12 protein-coding genes and 1 pseudogene are annotated in these 18,501 nt (G+C 62.0%); 5 read left to right on the forward strand and 8 right to left on the reverse strand.

Annotated features, from left to right (window positions below):
* Positions 1–9: 9 nt before the first annotated feature.
* The 8 genes and pseudogenes from AC07T0_RS09010 to tssB form a co-directional block, all read right to left on the reverse strand.
* Positions 10–2,016, reverse strand: a complete 2,007-nt coding sequence (locus AC07T0_RS09010) for a type VI secretion system Vgr family protein (protein WP_495000836.1) — start codon at positions 2,014–2,016, stop codon at positions 10–12.
* Positions 2,017–2,051: 35 nt separating this feature from the next.
* On the reverse strand, positions 2,052–4,598 hold the full coding sequence (gene tssH / locus AC07T0_RS09015; RefSeq protein WP_495001022.1) for a type VI secretion system ATPase TssH: 2,547 nt from the start codon (positions 4,596–4,598) through the stop codon (positions 2,052–2,054).
* Position 4,599: 1 nt separating this feature from the next.
* A complete protein-coding gene (tssG, locus tag AC07T0_RS09020) occupies positions 4,600–5,634 on the reverse strand; it encodes a type VI secretion system baseplate subunit TssG (protein WP_495000837.1) in 1,035 nt (344 codons plus the stop codon).
* Positions 5,598–7,397: a type VI secretion system baseplate subunit TssF gene (gene tssF / locus AC07T0_RS09025; RefSeq protein ID WP_495000838.1), complete on the reverse strand. Its 1,800-nt coding sequence runs from the start codon at positions 7,395–7,397 to the stop codon at positions 5,598–5,600. The genes tssG and tssF overlap by 37 nt, the downstream gene beginning before the upstream one ends.
* Positions 7,390–7,809, reverse strand: coding sequence for a type VI secretion system baseplate subunit TssE (gene tssE / locus AC07T0_RS09030; RefSeq protein WP_495000839.1), 420 nt, complete (start codon positions 7,807–7,809; stop codon positions 7,390–7,392). Before tssE ends, tssF begins: the two co-directional genes overlap by 8 nt.
* Positions 7,810–7,839: 30 nt before the next feature.
* Positions 7,840–8,340, reverse strand: coding sequence for an Hcp family type VI secretion system effector (locus tag AC07T0_RS09035; RefSeq protein ID WP_100943178.1), 501 nt, complete (start codon positions 8,338–8,340; stop codon positions 7,840–7,842).
* A 71-nt stretch (positions 8,341–8,411) separates the two neighbouring features.
* Complete coding sequence (gene tssC, locus AC07T0_RS09040) at positions 8,412–10,043, reverse strand: type VI secretion system contractile sheath large subunit (protein ID WP_495000840.1); 1,632 nt, start codon at positions 10,041–10,043, stop codon at positions 8,412–8,414.
* A gap of 163 nt (positions 10,044–10,206) precedes the next feature.
* A pseudogene (tssB, locus tag AC07T0_RS09045) lies at positions 10,207–10,773 on the reverse strand (type VI secretion system contractile sheath small subunit); the annotation flags it as partial.
* Positions 10,774–10,990: 217 nt separating this feature from the next.
* Here tssB and AC07T0_RS09050 point away from each other — a divergent pair.
* The 5 genes from AC07T0_RS09050 to tssA are packed head-to-tail and all read left to right on the forward strand — an operon-like array spanning position 10,991 to position 18,478.
* The gene (locus AC07T0_RS09050) at positions 10,991–11,413 is read left to right on the forward strand and encodes a type VI secretion protein (RefSeq protein ID WP_495000841.1); all 423 of its coding nucleotides are present in this window, start codon (positions 10,991–10,993) and stop codon (positions 11,411–11,413) included.
* Positions 11,414–11,446: 33 nt separating this feature from the next.
* Positions 11,447–12,787 carry a type VI secretion system baseplate subunit TssK gene (gene tssK / locus AC07T0_RS09055; protein ID WP_495000842.1) on the forward strand — a complete coding sequence of 447 codons (1,341 nt, stop codon included), beginning with the start codon at positions 11,447–11,449 and terminating at the stop codon, positions 12,785–12,787.
* Positions 12,788–12,810: 23 nt separating this feature from the next.
* Entirely contained in the window at positions 12,811–13,578 is a 768-nt protein-coding gene (locus AC07T0_RS09060; RefSeq protein WP_495000843.1) for a DotU family type IV/VI secretion system protein, read from the forward strand.
* Positions 13,578–17,399 (forward strand): type VI secretion system protein, encoded by a 3,822-nt coding sequence (locus AC07T0_RS09065; RefSeq protein ID WP_495000844.1) that lies wholly within the window; start codon positions 13,578–13,580, stop codon positions 17,397–17,399. Before AC07T0_RS09060 ends, AC07T0_RS09065 begins: the two co-directional genes overlap by 1 nt.
* Positions 17,396–18,478, forward strand: a complete 1,083-nt coding sequence (tssA, locus tag AC07T0_RS09070; RefSeq protein ID WP_495000845.1) for a type VI secretion system protein TssA — start codon at positions 17,396–17,398, stop codon at positions 18,476–18,478. The genes AC07T0_RS09065 and tssA overlap by 4 nt, the downstream gene beginning before the upstream one ends.
* The last annotated feature ends 23 nt before the right edge of the window (positions 18,479–18,501 follow it).

The raw sequence follows: 18,501 nt of genomic DNA on the forward strand, positions 1-18,501 counted from the left end.
ATGCCTTCCTCAATTGACCTTGACCAGGCCGCCCTTGATGGTCAGCATCGCGCCGCCGTCCACGGTCTGCTCGGCCCCCCCCTTGTTCATCAGGCTGACGCCGGCGTCGTTGGTCAGCGTGGTGCCAGCCTTGTTTTCCAATGACGTCCCGGCCTTGTTGCTCAAGGCTGTTCCGGCCTGGTTGCTCAGGGCCATACCGGCCTTGGCACTGAGATTGGCGTCGCTCTTGGCAGTGAAGTCGCCGGCACTTTGCAAGGTCAAAGTGCCGGTCACCTTGATGGTCAGGTTTCCGTCCACGGTCAGTTGGTAGTTACCGCTCACCGTGTGGCTGTAGTTGCCACTGGTGGTGTGGGTCTGGTCGCCACCGACCTTGAGCGTGCGATCACCCTTGACGTCGAGGGTGTCGCTGCCGGTCTGCAGGGTCACTGTACGTTTGCCCTTTTCCAGGGTGACGGTTTCATCGCCTTCCTTGACTGTACGTGTCCGGGCGTTCTGCACCGTGAGGGTTTCGTCATGGCCAACGGTGGCGGTGGTGTCGTTGAGTACATTGAACTTGAGATCCTTCTGTGCCTGGAGAAAGACTTCCTCGCCGTCTTTCTTGTCTTCGAAACGCAGTTCGTTGAAGCCCCCTCCGCCCTTGGAGGACTGGGTCTTGATCCCGGACTGGGTCTGGTTCGCCGGCAAGGCATACGGCAGCGTGTTTTCGCCGTTGTAGATACAGGCAGTGACCAGCGGTCGGTCCGGGTCGCCGTCGATAAAGGTCACCACCACTTCCTGGCCGATACGCGGAATAAACTGCATGCCGAAGCCCTTGCCGGTCCAGCCCTGGGCGACACGGACCCAGCACGAACTGTTCTCGTTCTTTTCGCCCTGTCGGTCCCAGGTGAACTGGATCTTTATCCGTCCATACTCGTCGGTCCAGATGTCCTCACCGTCCTTGCCCACCACCCTGGCGGTCTGGGTATGCATGGTCGGCTTCGGGGTCAGGCGCAGGGGGCGGTAGTTGACGCTCTTGGGAATCGCCTCGAAGCGATTGCGGTAGTGTTTGTGGCTGGCCTCATGGCTGACCGAGGTCAGCAGCCATTCGATGTTCACGGCCTTGTCGTCATGCCCAGTCAGGGTGAAGGTATAGCCGGGTTGCAACCAGCGGCAATCGCTTTCACCGATCAGCCGTTGCGCCTGGGTACGCAAGGCGTCCATACGCTGTTTACCCAGGGCATCGCCCCGCGCCTTGGCGGTGTAGCCACCGGGGTGCTCATAGACCGACAGCGGCCCCGACTCGGCTTCGGCCCGGCCATACAACGAAGTGGTGGGGGTGACGAACTGATAGTCGGTGGCACTGTAGACCCCGGACACCGCTTGTTGGCTGATTTGCGCCGAACGAATGCCCTGCAATTCCCGATTGCCGATCTGCTGGCCGAGATAGGCGATGCTGGCACCATTCGGGCAGGCGGCAAAGGCGCTGTTGCTGTCCGCCAGTATCAGGGTATGCCGTCCTTCGGCATGGCTGAAAAACCAGAAGATACCCTCCTCCTCCAGCAACCGGCAGACAAAGGCGAAATCGGTTTCGCCGTACTGGATGCAGTATTCGCGCGGTTCGTAGCTGCCGGAAAGCTTCAACTCGTAATCGCTGAAACCATGGGCCTTGAAGATACTGGTGACGATGTCGCTGGTGGGCAGGTTCTGGTACACCCGGTTGTTGCTGGCCAGGGTCAACCACCAAAGCCAGGGGCGCAATTGCAGACTATAACGCTCGGCGGTGGCATCGGCCGGTAACTGGCGAATCTGCGCACAAAGCCCATCCACGGCACGCTGTTGCGCGTCGTTATGCAGGGTCAGGGTCACATGGGTGGCCACGGCGCTGGCCATGGCTAATATCTCGGTGGTGTAGCCGGTGACGCTGAACTCGCTTAGCTGATTCAGGGACTCTTCACCGCTCAGGGTTTCGGGGAACAACGGTGCCATGACCGCACCGCTCAATGACAGCGTGGTGTTGGTATCAGTGGGACGGGGCATGGTTTTCCTTGAAGATCATCTTTGACTACCTGTGTTCATTCCAGCACCCATTGCGCCAGTTGCCCTGCCACCTGCTCCATCAGTACATGTTCCACATCCCGCGCGCCGGCTGTACTGCAACGGGCCAGCACGGCCTTGACGATGCCGTCGTCGTAGTCGAAACGCTTGCCGGTGGCCGCCAGGTAACGCGCGCGCAGCTTCTCCAGCTTGGCCAGGACAATCCCTTCCAGGGTCGCCTCATCAAGGGCGCGATACGGTACCACGGTCATGCGCGCCAGAAAGGCCGGGCGAAACGCTTGCAACAGCACAGTGTGCAACTGTTGGTTGAAGGCCTCGGCGGTTGCTTGCTCGGCGGTGCCGTCGAGAATCAGCTCGGCGCCGACGTTACTGGTCGCCAGCATCACGGTGTTCTTGAAGTCGACCACCAGGCCGCTGCCGTCTTCCATAAGGCCTTTGTCGAACACGTTGTAGAAGGCTTCGAGCACGTCCGGATGGGCTTTTTCGATTTCGTCGAGCAAGACCACGCTGTAGGGCTTGCGCCGCACCGCTTCGGTCAGCACGCCGCCGCTGCCATAACCGACGTAGCCCGGCGGCGCGCCCTTGAGCTGGCTGACGGTATGGGCTTCCTGGTATTCGGAGAGGTTGATGCTGATCAGGTTGCGCTCGCCACCGTACAACGCATCGGCCAGCGCATAGGCGGTTTCGGTCTTGCCCACGCCGGTGGGCCCCAGCAGCAGGAACACCCCGACCGGCTTTTGCGGGTCAGTGAGACCGGCGCGATAGGCTTGCAGTCGTTGGGCGATGGCCCCGAGGGCCGATCCCTGCCCCATCACCCGCTGGCCGAGGCGTTCGGCCAGGGTGCGCAAGGCATAGGCTTCGTCGGCAAGCACCTTGCCTTGCGGAATGCCGGTCCAGGCAGCAATCACCGCGGCGACGACTTTCGAGTCGACCTGTTCCGGGACCAGCGGATCGTCCTCGCGAATCGCGTTCAGGCCGCTTTCCAGGCGCACCAGCTCGTTCGCCAGTTGTTCAAGGCGGTTGTCCAGTTCCTCATCATCATGGTTCGGATCGACACGTTCGTTGAGCGTGAGCATTTCGCGACGAGCCCTGAGCAACTCGGTCACCGCCTCACGCTCCTTGTGCCAACGGGTTTCCAGTTCGACGATGGCCTGGCGGTCCTCATGCTCCTGCAGTTCGAGCGGCCGGATGCGCTGGTCATGATCATGCCCGATGGCTTGTTCGCGGCGCAGGCGTTGCAGTTCGTCGAGCGTCGCCGCCTGGCGATGCCGCAGGCTTTCCAGGGCCGGTGGTACGTCGTGCTGGGCCAGCGCGACCCGGGCACAGGCGGTGTCGAGCACGCTGATGGCCTTGTCCGGCAGTTGCCGCCCGGAGATGTAGCGCTGGCTGAGTTTCACCGCATCCTGGATCGCCGCGTCCAGCACTTCGACACCATGGTGCTGCTCCAGCTTGCCGGCCACGGCGCGTAACATCTGCACGGCGGTCTGTTCGTCCGGTTCCTCGACCTGGACCAGCTGGAAGCGTCGCGTCAGTGCCGGGTCTTTCTCGAAGTATTTCTTGTACTCAAGCCAGGTGGTGGCGGCCAGTGTCCGTAGTTCACCACGGGCCAACGCCGGCTTGAGCAGATTGGCCGCATCGTTCTGCCCTTCAGCGGCGCCGGCACCGATCAGCGTATGGGCCTCGTCGATAAACAGGATGATCTTGCCGGCGGCATTACGGACGCCTTCGATCACGCCCTTGAGGCGCTGTTCGAACTCCCCCTTGACCCCGGCTCCGGCTTGCAGCAGTCCCAGGTCCAGTACTCGCAAGCTGACTTCCTGCAACGGTGGCGGCACATCACCCTGGGCAATGCGCAGCGCCAGGCCCTCGACCACGGCAGTTTTGCCGACCCCGGGAGCGCCTACCAGGATCGGGTTGTTCTGCCGACGGCGCAGGAGGATGTCGATGCACTGGCGGATCTCCGCATCGCGCCCGATGATCGGGTCGATGCGCCCCTGGCGGGCGTCCTCCGTCAGGTCCTGGGTGTATTGCTCAAGCAATGAAGCGTCAGCACCGCCGGCTCGCGACGAAGCTTTCCCGGGGCGGGCAGGCAGGCCGGTTTCGCAGGAGTGCTCGGTCAAGGCGATGAACTGAGTGCGCAACGGATCGCGGGCAATACCGAGTAATGACGGAATGCTGCCTTGCAGCAGGGCCCGATACTCGTCACGGTCAAGCAGCGCCAGTAACAGCAGTCCGGAGCGCACACCGGTGGCGCCGAACACGCTGGCCTGGACCACGGCGTCCTCGATCAGGGACAGCAACTGTTTGGACAGCGTCGGTGTGCGGGTGTTGCCGGTCTTGAACAGCTCCAGGGCCAGATTGATCTCACTCGCCAGGCGGTCGCGCTCCAAGCCCAGCGCCGGCAGCAGGCAAGCCAGGTCACCGCCTTCGATCTCCAACAGTTCCAGCATCAGGTGTTCGATTTCGACAAAGTGCTGGTTACGCTGCCAACTGCGCTGGGCGGCCCGTTCCATGGCGTCGCGGCACTGGTGGTTCAAGCGTGAGATCAGCACGGCGATTTCCATCTCAGGCACTTCCCTCTTCGTGCAAACGCAGGTCGATCCGGAAATCCCCCGTACGCGCTACATGGTTCAGTCGGGTCCCCTGACCCAGTGCGGTAGGTTGCTTGTGGCCAATCGTCAATATCGCGCTGCTGGTCACGTGCACGGACACCGTACACCGCAGCTGCGCACCGAAATAGAACGCCACCAGCGCCGCCAACTGCCGATGGGCCTCCTGGCGCGGCATGAAACGCTCGGCCATTTTGGGCGTCTGCGGGCCGAGGCGGATATGAATCCCGGCATGCTCATCCCAGACCCGTGTACCGCACAAGGCGTTGCGACCCAGGGTCAGGTTACGGCCCTGGCGGCCCAACACGCTCTGGTCGCTGGAAGCAATCTGTTGCCAGGCCCCCTGGTAGCCGTGCAGTTGCACGGGCAGATCGAAGTAGTGCCTGAGCAGGTTTTGAAACCCGGCCAGGGATCGCCGCCGGTTGGCCAGCAGTCCGGCACGGGCAATCAGGGCTCTTTCCGGCAGCACAGTCACCTGCTCCACGGAGCTGGATGACAGACCGCACAAGGCGCGCAGCTGCTCGTACACCGGGCTGTGGGCCGGCTTGCGGTAAGGCAAGGCCACTCGCTGGCGCTGTTGTACCCGATACATCAGGCTCAGCAAGCGATGCTGGAACAGATCGAGAAACGCGACAGTGCCGTGATCGCGGTTGCGCGCCCTCTGCTGCAACCATTCCTGATAGGCATAGGGCAACGGACCGTCCGGGCCACCCAGGCCGAACACCTGGGTGTGCAAGGTCAGCCGGGACCCGGACGTGAGCGCATTGGGAACCAGGCGCAGGCTGCTGATCTCGCTCGGCGCGAACTCCGGCAACAGCGGACCGCGCAGGCGCACCACCTCTCGCTCGGGGTCGCTACCGGTGCCCAGTGAATCGGCATTGTGCTGCTCGCGCTCCAGAATCAGCAACGCTTGCAGCAATTCGAAACGCTGGGGTACCTGGCGCAGCAGCGCGCCTAGAGAGCCAGGATGGGGTTGCTGCTCGGACTCCATTGCTTGATCTCCTTATCGCCCTCTACCAGCACGGTGCGAACAAAACAGTTGGCATTGGCATACAGCGCGAAAAAGTGCGCCAGCACACCGGAGAACAGCACCCGGCTGCTGCCGGAAAACTTGCTCGGATCCAGCTCCAGATGAACCTCCAGACCGTTGCGCCAGCCGCGCCAGGCATCCTTGCCGACACGGCCGACAACCCGTTCGGTTTTCAGCGAGAGAATGCCATTGATCTGCAAGCGAGCCGAGGGTTCGTCGCGCAGGTTATGCAGAATCAGCATTTCCTTGAGGGCCTCCAGGGCATGGGGGCCTTCCGTCAGCGACAGATGATTGAGGTTGAGTTGCGAGATCAGGCGCCAGCGTGAAGCCCCTTCCAGGTCGGGCAGCGATTGCGGCGTGGGGCTTCTCAGCAAGGCAATGCTGGCCACCGGACCGCTGCGTTCGAACTTCAAGGCGCTACCGGTCAACAGGTTTTGCGCCATATGCCGGTTGGTGCACCAGACCTGCGCGGTAAAGGTTTCGTCGGGCGATGCAGAGCGGGGCTGGAACTGGCTGTCCACCAGGCTCAGGATCATGTCGGTGCCGGCCCGCGAGTGGCCGGGGGCGCTGATCCGCCTGGCGTGCCAGAACAGGCCGTCATGCCCTTGACCATGCTGGTAGCCATAGTACGGCGGCACGCTCTGGTAACCTTTGGCGGTACCGGCCACCAGTTTGCGGATGCTGTGGATTTCGACACTGTTGTCACGGTGCGAATCAGCCACCAGGCGATACTCGCTTTGCGTACCGTCCGGGCGCAGGGTTTCGGCGGTACGGGCAAACAGGTTGATGACCGGCGTGCAGCCCAGGGCGATATCTTCGCGTTGCAGGCTGATACGGCTTTCGGGAGCTCGGTCGAAGGCGACATAGACCTCAAGTAGATCCATGGTCTGTGGCGGGACCTTCAGCGCGAGATCGAAAAAGGCAAACTTCTCCGGGAAGGCAAAATACTCCACCAACAAGTGCAACCCGGGGTGCACGCCATCTTCCTCCGGCAACAGCCGCTGGGTATCGTCATAGCCGGCCGGTAATGGCCGGACACCGAGCGGCTGTCCGACGCTGCCGGGCAAGCCGCAGACAATATCCAGGCTATGGGCGGCCAGCAGATCATAAAGTTGGGAACGATTGCCCGCGGGCCCCGCCAGGTGAATGCGCACGTTCTGGATCGGCAATTCGGACCAGGGTTTTCCACTATTGCATTTCAACACCAGGCGCAGTGCCGCCTCGGCGTTGGTGATCCCGGTGAGCAACTGCGCGGCGCTGCCTTCGATCAGGCTGGCGTCCTGGACCTCCAGGGGCCATAGGGTGACATCGGCGCAGGTGCGGAAATACAGACTGTCGAGTTGGTCTTTCTCCGGAGCCTTGAACACCTGCGTGCCACGCGGCAGGTGGTAGCCGGCAGCCAGGCTGCCTTTGCTCGGGTCCGGGCCGAACTGCACGATGGCGCAGGACGGCATCGGCCGCAGCGCCATCGGATACAGCTGCTCCAGCAAAGCGTCGCTGAATTCGGAGTAACCATCGTCGAGACGGCGTTGCAAACGCGCCGCGAGCAAGGCGAAGCTTTCGATCAGGCGTTCGACATGGGGGTCCTGGGAGCCACTGGACGATAGCTTCAGACTCTTGGCCAGGGGCGGATGGTTCTTGACGAAGTCGCTGCTGGCGCGGTGCAGCCAGGTCAGCTCGCGCTGGTAGTAGTCCAACAGCCGGGCATCAATCGAATCACTCATGCCTGACCTCGAAGCCGCTTTCACCCAGCTCCATGACGAACGACATGTTCGGAGCCGCTTCCAGGCCCCGGACATGCCCCATCACCCGCACCGTCATGCGGGTACGTTGCCCCGGCAGCGCCTGTACATCGACGTCTTCCAGCGCCAGGCGCGGTTCGAAACGGGTAATGGCACCCCGTATATCGCGAATCAGAACGTGATGATCCTCTTCGCGGTCGGCATACAGGGTGCTCCAGTCGCTCATCCCGTAGTCGATGATGGTCGGGGCGAACCCATGAACCCGTTCGGAGCGCCGAGTATTGAGCAGGCGCTCCAGCTCAAGGCGAATGGACTCGACGATCCGCAGCGGATCATGGGCATCGAAGTAGTCCTCCGTGTCCCCCGCCAGGAGGTCGAACAGCGCAACACGCATGAAAATCTCCAGCCGGATGAAAACAGGCGATCAACCCTTGATGAGTTTGTTCGCCGCCAGGTCCCAAGTGGAGGCTGCCGTGCCTTCCTTGGTGCCGTCGTCTTTCTGTGCGGTCAGCTCCCATTTGATCTTGGTGAAGTTCAGCGACAGGGTTTCCACCGGCTTGCCACCGGCACCGCCGCTGACGCTGACGTTGGAGACCACCACGTTGGTCAGGGTGTAGATAATGAATGGCATCAGTTGGCCGTTGCTCTCGGCGGCGTTACGGCCGACGGTGACCTTGACCTCGGCGATCGGCTTGCCGCCGCAGCAGTACTCATTGATGCTCGGGGTGGCGGAGTCGACGAATTTGGTCAGGGTGAACTCACCGATATGCGGCTTGCCGGAGGTACGCTCCGAGTTGCTGACGTCGTTGGTGACTTGCATGGCCACGTTGTGGCTGTAGGACATGACTTCGATCTTGTCGGCATAACCTTCCAGCAGGGAGTCGCCTTTGATCGTGGTGCCCAGGTCGAGAATAATTGCATCCATGGGGTGTTATTCCTTGCACGACTAGCAGAAATGGAGGGCCCGCCGGGTCACGGCGGGCTGCATGGCATGGATCAGGCCGCGGCAGGTGCCGGCAACGCGGCGACCAGGCGGATCGAAGCCGTCAGCTCCTCGAGCTGGAAGTGCGGTCGCAAGAACACCGTGGCGGTGTAGCTGCCGGGACGTCCAGGCACATCGCTGACATCCACCCGGGCTTCACGCAGTGGGTACTGCGCCTTGATTTCCTGAGGGGCGTTGTCGTTGATCAGCACGTAGTCGGCGATCCAGTTGTTGAGGTAGGTCTGCACGTTGTCGCGAGTCGCGAAGCTGCCGACCTTGTCGCGCAAGATCACCTTCAGGTAATGGGCAAAGCGCGAGGCCGCCAGGATGTACGGCAGCATGCCGGAGATCCGTGCGTTCGCGTTGGCCTCGAAGGTGTTGTAGGTCTGCGGTTTGTTGGTGGTCTGGCCACCGAAAAACACCGCGACATTGCTGTTCTTGCGATGGCACAGGGCGATGAAGCCCAGCGAATCGAGTTCCTTTTCCCGGCGATCGGTGATCGCCACTTCGGTGGGGCACTTGATCGCCAGGTCGCCGACCTGGGTATTGAACTGGTACACCGGCAAATCGCTGACCGTACCACCGCCTTCCGTTCCGCGAATCGCGGCGCACCAGCGGTAATGCGCAAAGGCGTCGGTGATGCGCTGGGTCAGCAGCCAGGCGGCGTTGCCCCAGAGGAACTTATCCGAGTCGGGCTCGACCATCTTCTGCGCATCGACATCGGCGCTTTCAGGCTGCACACCAGAGGCTTTGGCCGCCGAAACGGCTGCAATAGCCGCCGCTGCTGCCGCGGCCCCATCGGTGGTGTTGACGTCCTCGACAAAGGTCGACATCCCCGGTACCGGATTGTTCAGCGGGTCGTACGGCAGGCGTGACAGGTAATGCGGCAGGACCATGGCGACATAGCGCGAGTCCTCGGTCTTGCGAAACGCGTTCCACTCGATCAGTGCGCCGCTTTCGAAGACCTTGCTCAGGTCGCGGGGCACGCCCAGGTCAGCGAAGGTCTTGAGGTCGAACAGCTTCGGACTGGCCGCCGTGATAAACGGCGCATGGGCCGCCGCCGCAACACCCGACAGATTGGTGAGCATCTTCACATCGACACTGTTGCGACCGAACTCGTAGTCGCCCATCAGCAGGCTGAACGGGCTGCCGCCGAGGGTGCCGTACTCTTCCTCGTAGACCTTTTTGAACAGTACGCTCTGGTCGAAGTCGATGGCCTTCTCCAGGTCCTTCTGCAATTCGTCCTTGGTGACGTTGAGCAGGCGCAATTTCAGGGACTCGCCTGTTTCGGTGTTCATCACCAGTTGGTGCAAACCACGCCAGGACGCTTCCAGGGCCTGGAACGACGGGTCGTGGAGCACCAGGTTGAGCTGGGCGTTGATCAGCGTGTCGAGATCGGCGATCCGTTTGCTGATGGTGGTCAGCATGTTCTTGTCGGCCTGGACGTTTTTTTCGCCCACTTCGTCGGCGAAGACGCTGAGCATCTGCTGGGCATACTTCTTCTGGACGCCATCCTTGGCACCCAGAATCATCGCCTGGACGATACTCTCAAGCAGTGGGGTTTGAGCTGTTTGATCGGCCGTGGGTGCGGGCGCGTCCGCTGCCGGTGTAGTTGTGGGCGTCAAAGCTGGGTCATTGGTAGGCATCGCGGTTCCTCCATGGAGGGGAGCTGATCAACTAGGATTTGGCAGGGTCGACAACCGGCGCAGGGGGCACGGGATTGTTCGGGTCCACAGGAGGCGCTGCGGGGTCGGTCTTGACCGGGTCGACAATCGCCGCCGGATCAGCTTTAACCGGATCCACAACCGTTGCAGGGTCAGCCTTGGCAGGATCGACATCGGCCGCGGGGGCCGTTACTGGCGCAGCGAGGGCCTTTTGCAGGTCGTTCTTGAAGGCCAGAACCGCGGCGTCATCGTGCAGCCTGGCAATCAGGCTCTGGTCCAGATCGTCATTGCCGTCGAGCTTGATCAGCAGATCCTGCAGCTTCTGACGCTTGTTGTAGAGGTCCTTCAGCCCATCAATCTGGGAAACGATATTTTCCGGGCTGAAATCGTCGATGCTCTTGAAAGACAGCGCGGCCCACAGACCGTCGCTGTTTGGATCGATGAGATTCGCTACCTTGAATTTTTGCTGCGGGTTGATCCGGCTCAGCACCGTATCGAAGCTGTCCCGGTCGATCTCGACAAACCCGCGCGAAGCCAGTGGGTCGGCGGTCTTCGACTGGTTGTTGCCCGAGAGGTCGGAGAGGATGCCCACCACCAGCGGCAGCTCTTCTTTGGTGAAGGCGTTACCGATCTCGACGTCATAAGTAATTTGCACACGCGGCGGGCGGTTACGACCCAAGTACTTTTGCTTGCTTTCCTGATTAGCGGCCATGCCCTTCTCCTTCTGGCGCGCCTACCGAACGGCAACGCGCTCCTGGTGGTATAAACCTTTTCCGACGGCTTGAGTGCGAATTTTCTGTAGGAAAATCGACTGTCCAAAACCTTAGAAGAGGTCTATAAGACAAGCAAGAAATATCTGGCAAAACCTATATTTGAATCCTATGAAGCGAATTAAGTTCCTCGGTAGCCTCTGTGCGCTAGCTTTTTTCATGCTATTTCAGATAAGTGGTTGCAGCTTGTTTGCGCCGAAGGTCGCCCTGCAGAAAGTCATAGTCGATGTTGAGCCCAAAGCCAACAGCGACACGCCACTGCCCCTGGATTTTGTCGCTGTCGCCGATCCGCAACTGCTGGAGCGTCTCAAGGGTACGCCGGCCAACCAGTGGTTTGCCCAGCGTGAGCAGATGCGTCGCGACTTCCCCCAGGGTTTCAACGTCTGGAGCCTGGAGGTGGTTCCCGGGCAACTGATGACGTTCGCCAACAATCCCCTGCAAGGTGAAAAGGCTGAAGGACTGTTGCTGTTCGCAGGCTACAGTACACCTGGCGCACACCGATTGCTGCTCGACAAACAACCGGATATTTGGCTCAAGGTCGGCGCCCGCGAGATGCGCCTGCTCGATGCCCAAGGCCAGTGAAAACCGTATTCCAGGAAGGCTTAGGAGTGAAGGATGCGCGCTATACCGGATGCAATACCGGATGCGATCTGCTGGAGTGAGGGCATGCACCTGCTGCCACAACATTTCCAGTTGCAGAGTCTGCGTGCCGAGGGCGTAAGTGCCCGGCTCGCTGCCAATGCCAGGCCCTGGTACTGGGGCGTGCAATACATCGAACTGGAGGTGCTGGACAGCGGCAAGATCACCATCAAGGCACTCGAGGCTGTGATGCCCGATGGTTTGGTAATCGATCTCGATTCGGTCAAGGACAAGGAGTACTACCCACTTGAACTCAAACTGAGCGCCGATGATTTCCAGCAGCAGAGCACCGTCATGGTTTACCTGGCGGTCGATCCGTTGTGGCGTTCCGGACTGCTGGGCAAGATCAGTGGCCGACTGCATTCCCTCCATATCCACGCCGTGGACCTGAACGGCAGCGACGCTCCGACGTCTGACCCAGTGTGTATCTGGCGTCCCACCGTGCGGCTGGTCACGGAGAACCAACTCACCGACTCGATCCGCCTGCCCCTGTTGCGTATCAACCATTCGGGTGGTGTGTTCAGCCAGCTGGACTACGTTGCGCCCTGCCCTGTGCTGCTCCCCGATTCGATGATCGGCGAGAGGATCAGCAAGGTGTGCCTGCTGGCTCGAAGTAAATGCGATTTCCTTAAAGGCCGCTGGCGCCTGGCACAGGACGCCGGCAAGACCCTGGAGGGTGTCGAACTGCGTGGGCAACTGGTGGCGATCGGGGCCCGGCTGCCGGAATTGCAGGCCACGCTGGATACCGGTGTGGCTTCGCCGATGGCGCTGTACCTGCAATTGACCGGTCTGGTTGGCGCTCTATACGGGTTGCAGCCGGAGGAACCCCTACCCCGTTTCAGTCCCTTGCTATTCGAAGATATGCTGTCCGGCTTCACTCAGGTGCTTGACTGGATCGAAGGCCAGCTCAACAACATTCGCGCGAGCTACACTCGACGCAGCTTCGACTACAAGGACAAGCATTTCTCCATCGCCCTGCTGGACCGCCAGACGCCGGTCCAACAGTTGGTCATCGGCCTGCGCATGCCTTCCGGCGCTACGCCACAGGCGGCAGGGGATTGGTTGCAAAACGCATTCAGGGCTTCAAGGGCACAATTGCCGCCCCTGATCCAGCAGCGCTCCCATGGGTTGGCGTTCAACGTACTGGGACGCAACGATCAGGTTGCCTACGGCGTTGCCGAGGATATTCGCCTGTTCACCTTGCAGGCCGGAGGTGATGGGTTCACCCCCGATGCCGATCTGTGCCTGTACATGCCACCTGGTAGCGCCAGGGTCGAGCCGGTTGAAATCATGATATTCGACACCACGCGGGACTGAACCTGATCAGGGATTGATGAGCGATGCTGGATAATGACCCACTGCCGACGCTCGACACCTTCGAGGCCGCGCCCCTGAGCAGCGCCTTCAACCGGGCCTGGAATGAATGGCTGGTGTTCTGGCTGGCCCTGCCCCATACCACGGAGGCCAAGGTGCAGGTTGCGCAAGTGGCCGAGCAAGTCAGTCAGATTGCTCGACGGCTATGGCGCAGCACCTTCGCCGCTGTCGGTGATGCCCAGGGCCAGCAAGCCAAGGCGACACTCTTCGCTTTCGTCGGGCTGGTCGACGAACACCTGTTGTTCGAAGACTGGCCGGGACAATCCAGCTGGCAGGACCTGCCGATGGAGACCCGGATGTTCGGCACCCGTTCGGCGGGCGACCGGATTCCGGTCGCCATCAAGAAACTCCTGGAAACCCGTGACCCGGCCCTGCGTGACCTGGGCAGCGTCTACCTGTACTGCCTGATCCTCGGCTTCCAGGGCCGACTGCGCAACGGCAGCGGCCCGGCCTTGCACGAAAAATGGCGGCGCAGCCTGTTCACGTTCATCCGCCAACGCAGCGCGACAGCCAACGACATTGCCTTGCAACTGCAACGTCCGAGCGCCATCGCACCGCAACAACTGCCCGTACGCCGCAGCCTGCCCGACGGTTACCGGCTGGGCCTGGCGCTGGGGCTGGGCTTCTTGCTGTTGCTCGGCCTCAGCCAGGCGTTCTGGTGGAACATTCAATACCGGGTGCAGCCTGCTCTTGAGCAGGATCGGCAAACACTGGTCACGGAGCTCAAGCGCTGATGGCTTACCTGGGTGAAATACTCGCGGGCCTGCTCCTGCTGGTGGTGGTCGTGGCGCTGCTGTGGAAGTATTCCGCGCGATTGAACGGCGCCAATCGCAGCTTCTATGCCGCGGTGAGCGAGTGGGAGCAGGCGCTGGGCGTGCACGACCGTTATGAGACGCCGTGGTTGCTGATGCTCGGCGATGCGCCGCAGATAGAGGCACTGCTCAGCGGCTGGGGACTGACCAGCACGGCGCAACCGGCCTGGTTCGGCCGTTGGTGGTACGGCCCCGACGGTGCGGTCCTGGTGGTACCCCCTGCCCTGTTCAGCCATGGCGAGCGTGCCAGCGTGCAGCTCAAGCTCTGGCGTCAGCTTCTGGAACTGCTGCTGCAAGCCCGGGCCAATCGGCCGGCGGACGGCATTATCTGGCTCTGCGACCTCGACCAGTTGGCGCCCGATCAGGATACCGCCGCGGTCGGCCTGGCGGTGCGGCGCAAGTTTATCGACTTGCAGCAGCGTCTCGGTCTGAGCCTGCCGGTGTATATGCTCCTGAGTGGCTTCGAGAGCCTGCCCGGCACCAGTAAACTGCTGGAGGTGCTGCCGACAGCGGCGAAGGACGCGCCGTTCGGCTGGACCTCGCCCTACTCGGCGCAAATCCCTTGGCATCCGGACTGGATCAACCAGGGCCTGGGTCTGGTCGAACAGACCTTGGCCGACTTGCTGGTGGAAATCGGTACGCTGCGTGGCCAGGTGGACGCTGAGTTGTACTTGCTGCCCCGGCAATTACAAGCGCTGCATGACCCCCTGCGCTCCTTGTGTGACCCGATATTCCAGGGCAACGCCATGGGTGAAGCGCCACGTTTGCGCGGCCTGTATTTCAGTGCCCAGGCGGGTCCCGCCGCGCCGGCGGCCGATGACGAGCCCTTTGCCGAGGGCTCGGCACCGATCCTCGCACCACCGCTGTTCACACCACGTCTGTGGCGGCAACGGATCATCGCCGAACAAGGACTGGCCCAGCCGATCACGCGCATCCTGCAATTGCGTCAACGCTGGCAGCGACTGGTGGCCCTGGCCGTGGGCGTGATCGGCCTGGTCTGGGTGATCGGCATGCTCTGGACCTGGCACGGCCGTAGCGACGCCGCGACGCAGTTGAACGGCCTGCTGCACGATGACCAGGTGCATAACCCGGTGACCCTCGACGACGATGCCGCGCGCGAACGCATCGCCAGCTTCTGGCGCTTGCTCCAGGCCGCGCCACGTTGGCATATGCGCACCTCGCTCCTGCCTGGTTCCTGGCTCTCCTCGCTGGACCAGCAACTGGCGCAGGAGCTGCGTGTCCGGGCCCGGGTGCAATTGTTCTCGCCGCTCAAGGGCAAATTGCAGGACGAGATCAATACCCTGATTGCACCTCGCGTGGCGACGCGCCCCAGGGCCGGCAGCAGCAACAATGAAGAGGCCTATCGCCAAGCCATGCAGGTGCTCGACCAGGCCCTGGCGGTGGAGCAGCACAACAAACGCTTCGCCCAGAGCCTGCAAGGCGACCAACGCCCGCTGGACGATACCATCGCCCTGGCCAACGAGTTGTTCGGATTCAATTTCCAGACCAAGGGCCTGCCGCTGAGCGATGACTACAACAACCTGCTGGCCACCACAGAAGTGCCGCTGGCCAGCCCCGTGCAACTGGACCCGCTCAAGCCGCAGATTGCCAAGCGCTACGTCGATGCCATGAGCCTATGGCTCGACAGCCTGTTCGCCAGTTCCGACTTCAGCGCCACTGCCGGTGCCTTGAACAGCCAATTGCGAGCCTTGCAGGGAGGCCAGCGCAACAGCCTCGCCGAGCTTGAAGAGCTGGATGCCTCCATCGCCCGGTTGCGCCAGTTATTGGCCTTGACCAATGCGGCCTGGAGTCAGGGCAACGGCGCGCAATTGGCGCCCGGTTATCAGGAAGGGCTCGAAAAAGCCCGGCAAAGTGCATTGATCGGTAGCGGCGCCGTCGACCAGGTCGAGCGTTATGCCGACAGCTCGAAACGGACCTTCCACGACCGCTGGCTGGAACAGGGCGACGAGGAACAGGGCATTTTACGGCAACAGAGCGGCGGTGCCCTGGAGCTGCAAAGTAACGTCGACAAGCTCGGACAGGTGGTCGCGGCGCTGCTGCACCAGGATTTCAGTCAGATGGCCCTGAACCAGGACGATGCACCACCGCTGAGCGGCCAGGGGTTGCGCGAGCTGGACGGCGGTAAACTGGATGCGGCGCTGCACTATCACGACAGCTACCAGCTCTGGCTGCAACAGAGCGTGGCGGAACTGCCGGCGCCCTACCGCAAGGCCATGATCAGCGCCGCCCGCTCGGCGACCGCCGCCGCCATGTGGCAAAGCCTGAACAACGTCTCCAGCCTGAGCACCGGCAAGCCTGCGGGCGTCGATCGCGGCACGACCTTCAACCTGCCCGCCGACAAGGCCCTGCAAGTGCTGCAAGTGTTCAGCGACATTGCCGACACGCGCCAGACCGAAGCGCTGCGCCAGGAGTTGAATACCCGCGCGCTGAACGACCTGCATCGCGCCATCGCCGAGATCGATGCACTGCCGTTGTTTCGTCAGCCCATCGACTTCAGCCAATGGGACGGCACCCGCAACCTGTCGCTGCGCAGCTTCCGGGAAAGTGATCCGCAGGCCTTGAAACTGGACTTGAATCGGCAGTTCACCTTGATCGGCGATTCGTTGGCCACCGCGCGTCCGGCTATCGAGTGGCTCGATCAGCAACGTGATCGACTCTCGGCCAGCGACGATGGAAGTCTCGACAGCTTTGTCGACATGAGTGCCGAACTCAAGAAGTACAACGACCAGAACCCGGCCAGCTCGCCGTTGCAATACCAGCAGATGGTCCTGCGCGATTTCAACGACATGGACCTGGGCAACTGCGCCAAGACCCTGTCGGATTCGATCCTGCCGATGGGACAAGGCAATATCGCCCTGCTTGCCCGCAGCGCCCATGAGCGGGCGCGGCAACGCTGCGACAATTTGCAGAATTACACTGCCGCGGTGGCCTGGAAGCGCCTGGGCGATTACTTCAGTACCTACCTGGCCGGGCGTTTCCCCTTCAGCGGCGACGATACACCGGTTGATGCCAACCCCGACCGGGTCCGCGAGTTCCTCGACCTGATCGACAAGAATCTACCCAGCGCCTTCAGCGGCCTGGAGAACAACCGTTCGCCACAATCGTCCGCGGCCGCCGAGTTCCTGTTCAACCTGCAAAATGCCCGGGCCTGGCTCGGGCCGTTGCTGCTGCGTGACAAGGATGGCGTGCGGGGTCTGGACCTGGAGGTGCGTTGGCGCACCGACCGCGAGGAAGAACGTGGCGCCGACCAGGTGATTGACTGGAACCTGGCCACCGGCCCACGGGAAGTCGGCTATCCGGCGGAAAATCTCAGCCACGCCAATTGGACCGTCGGCGAACCGGTCCGCCTGGCTCTGCGCTGGGCCAAGGGCAGCAGCCAACGTCCACAGGACGATCCGAAACAACCGGCGCTGGCCGTGGCCGACTTGCAAGCCAGTTGGTCATACGAAGGCACCTGGGCCTTGTTGCGCTTTATCCACGCCAACCAGGCCGGCAATCACTTTGCGACCCAGGAGGCGGGTGACCGGCCGCTGGCGCTGCAACTACCGTTGCGCTCGCCACTGCCGGGCAATGCCAACGCGCTGATGTTCCTACGCCTGTCGCTCAAGGCGGTCGGAGGCAAGCAGCCGCTGACCCTCAGCGCGCTGCCGACGCGCGTGCCGGCCTCGCCCTATGGGTCGGTCTTCCCGTTGCCAGTGGCCAGTACCGAGAGCCAACAATGACTATCGACACCCCCTCCCTCGATCAGCTGCGCCTGCGTTTACCGGGCCTGATCGAGCCCCTGCCCGGCGCCGATCAGGCCGGTATCAGCTTGCGCTCGGCACCCGAGATCGACGTATTGCGCGAGGCCCGTCGCGAAGACGATGGCAGCCTGCCCACCGGGGTCTGGCAGGCCGACCTGAAACGCGCGGACTGGTCGACAGTGGAAAACCTGGCCAGCGAGCTGCTGAGTCAGCAGAGCAAGGACTTGCTGGTGGCGACCTGGCTAGGAGAGGCTTGGTTGCAGCGTTATCAATTGCCCGGTTTGTGTGTAGCGCTGGAACTGGTAGTTGGGCTATGTGAGCGTTATGGCCTGGCACTCTACCCTCGGGGTGACGACGCCAGTTGGCTGGCATCGCCACTGGCCTTGCTGGTTCGCCAGTACAGCCTGTTGCTGAATATCCGTGTGCCCTTGCTGGGCACCGCGGCGCGCGGCTTCGAAAACCTGACGCTGGAACAGTGGATGCGGGCGCAGAAACAGCGGCTGAACAAGAGCGAGGAGCGCAAGGCAAAGGCCCTGGCGCAGGAGTCGCAGGACCTGTTGCGTGACTGGCGCGAGGCGGTGCTGCGGGTTCCGCTGGATCAGCTCGACGCGCGGTTACAGTTGCTCAATGGCTGTTTGCAGGGTGTCGAACGACTGAACCGCTGGGGTGACAGCCAACTGGGTGAGGACGCGCCGAGCCTTGCCGCCTTGCAAAACATCCTGGATCTACACGTTCAAGCCTTGCGGGAGTTTATCGCCATGCACCCGGAACCGTTGCCTGTGCCAGTCAGCCTGCCCGCTGAACCGACGATCGAGGAGCCTGCCACCACAACGGCCCCGCTGCCGCTGTCGGCGCCAGAGTCACGCCAGGCCGCCTATCGACAGTTAAAAGTTATTTCCGACTATCTGAAACGGGTCGAGCCCCACAGCCCGGTCCCCTACCTGATCAACCGTGCGGTGGATTGGGGGAACATGGAGCTGCCGGAGTTGCTTGGGGAACTGATCAAGGCCGACCCCGATATCCAGCGGATCTGGAGATTGCTCGGGGTCTTGCCTTAAACAAGAATGGTCTTGCGCGGTCA

Source organism: Pseudomonas sp. GW821-FHT04D07 (assembly GCF_059420225.1).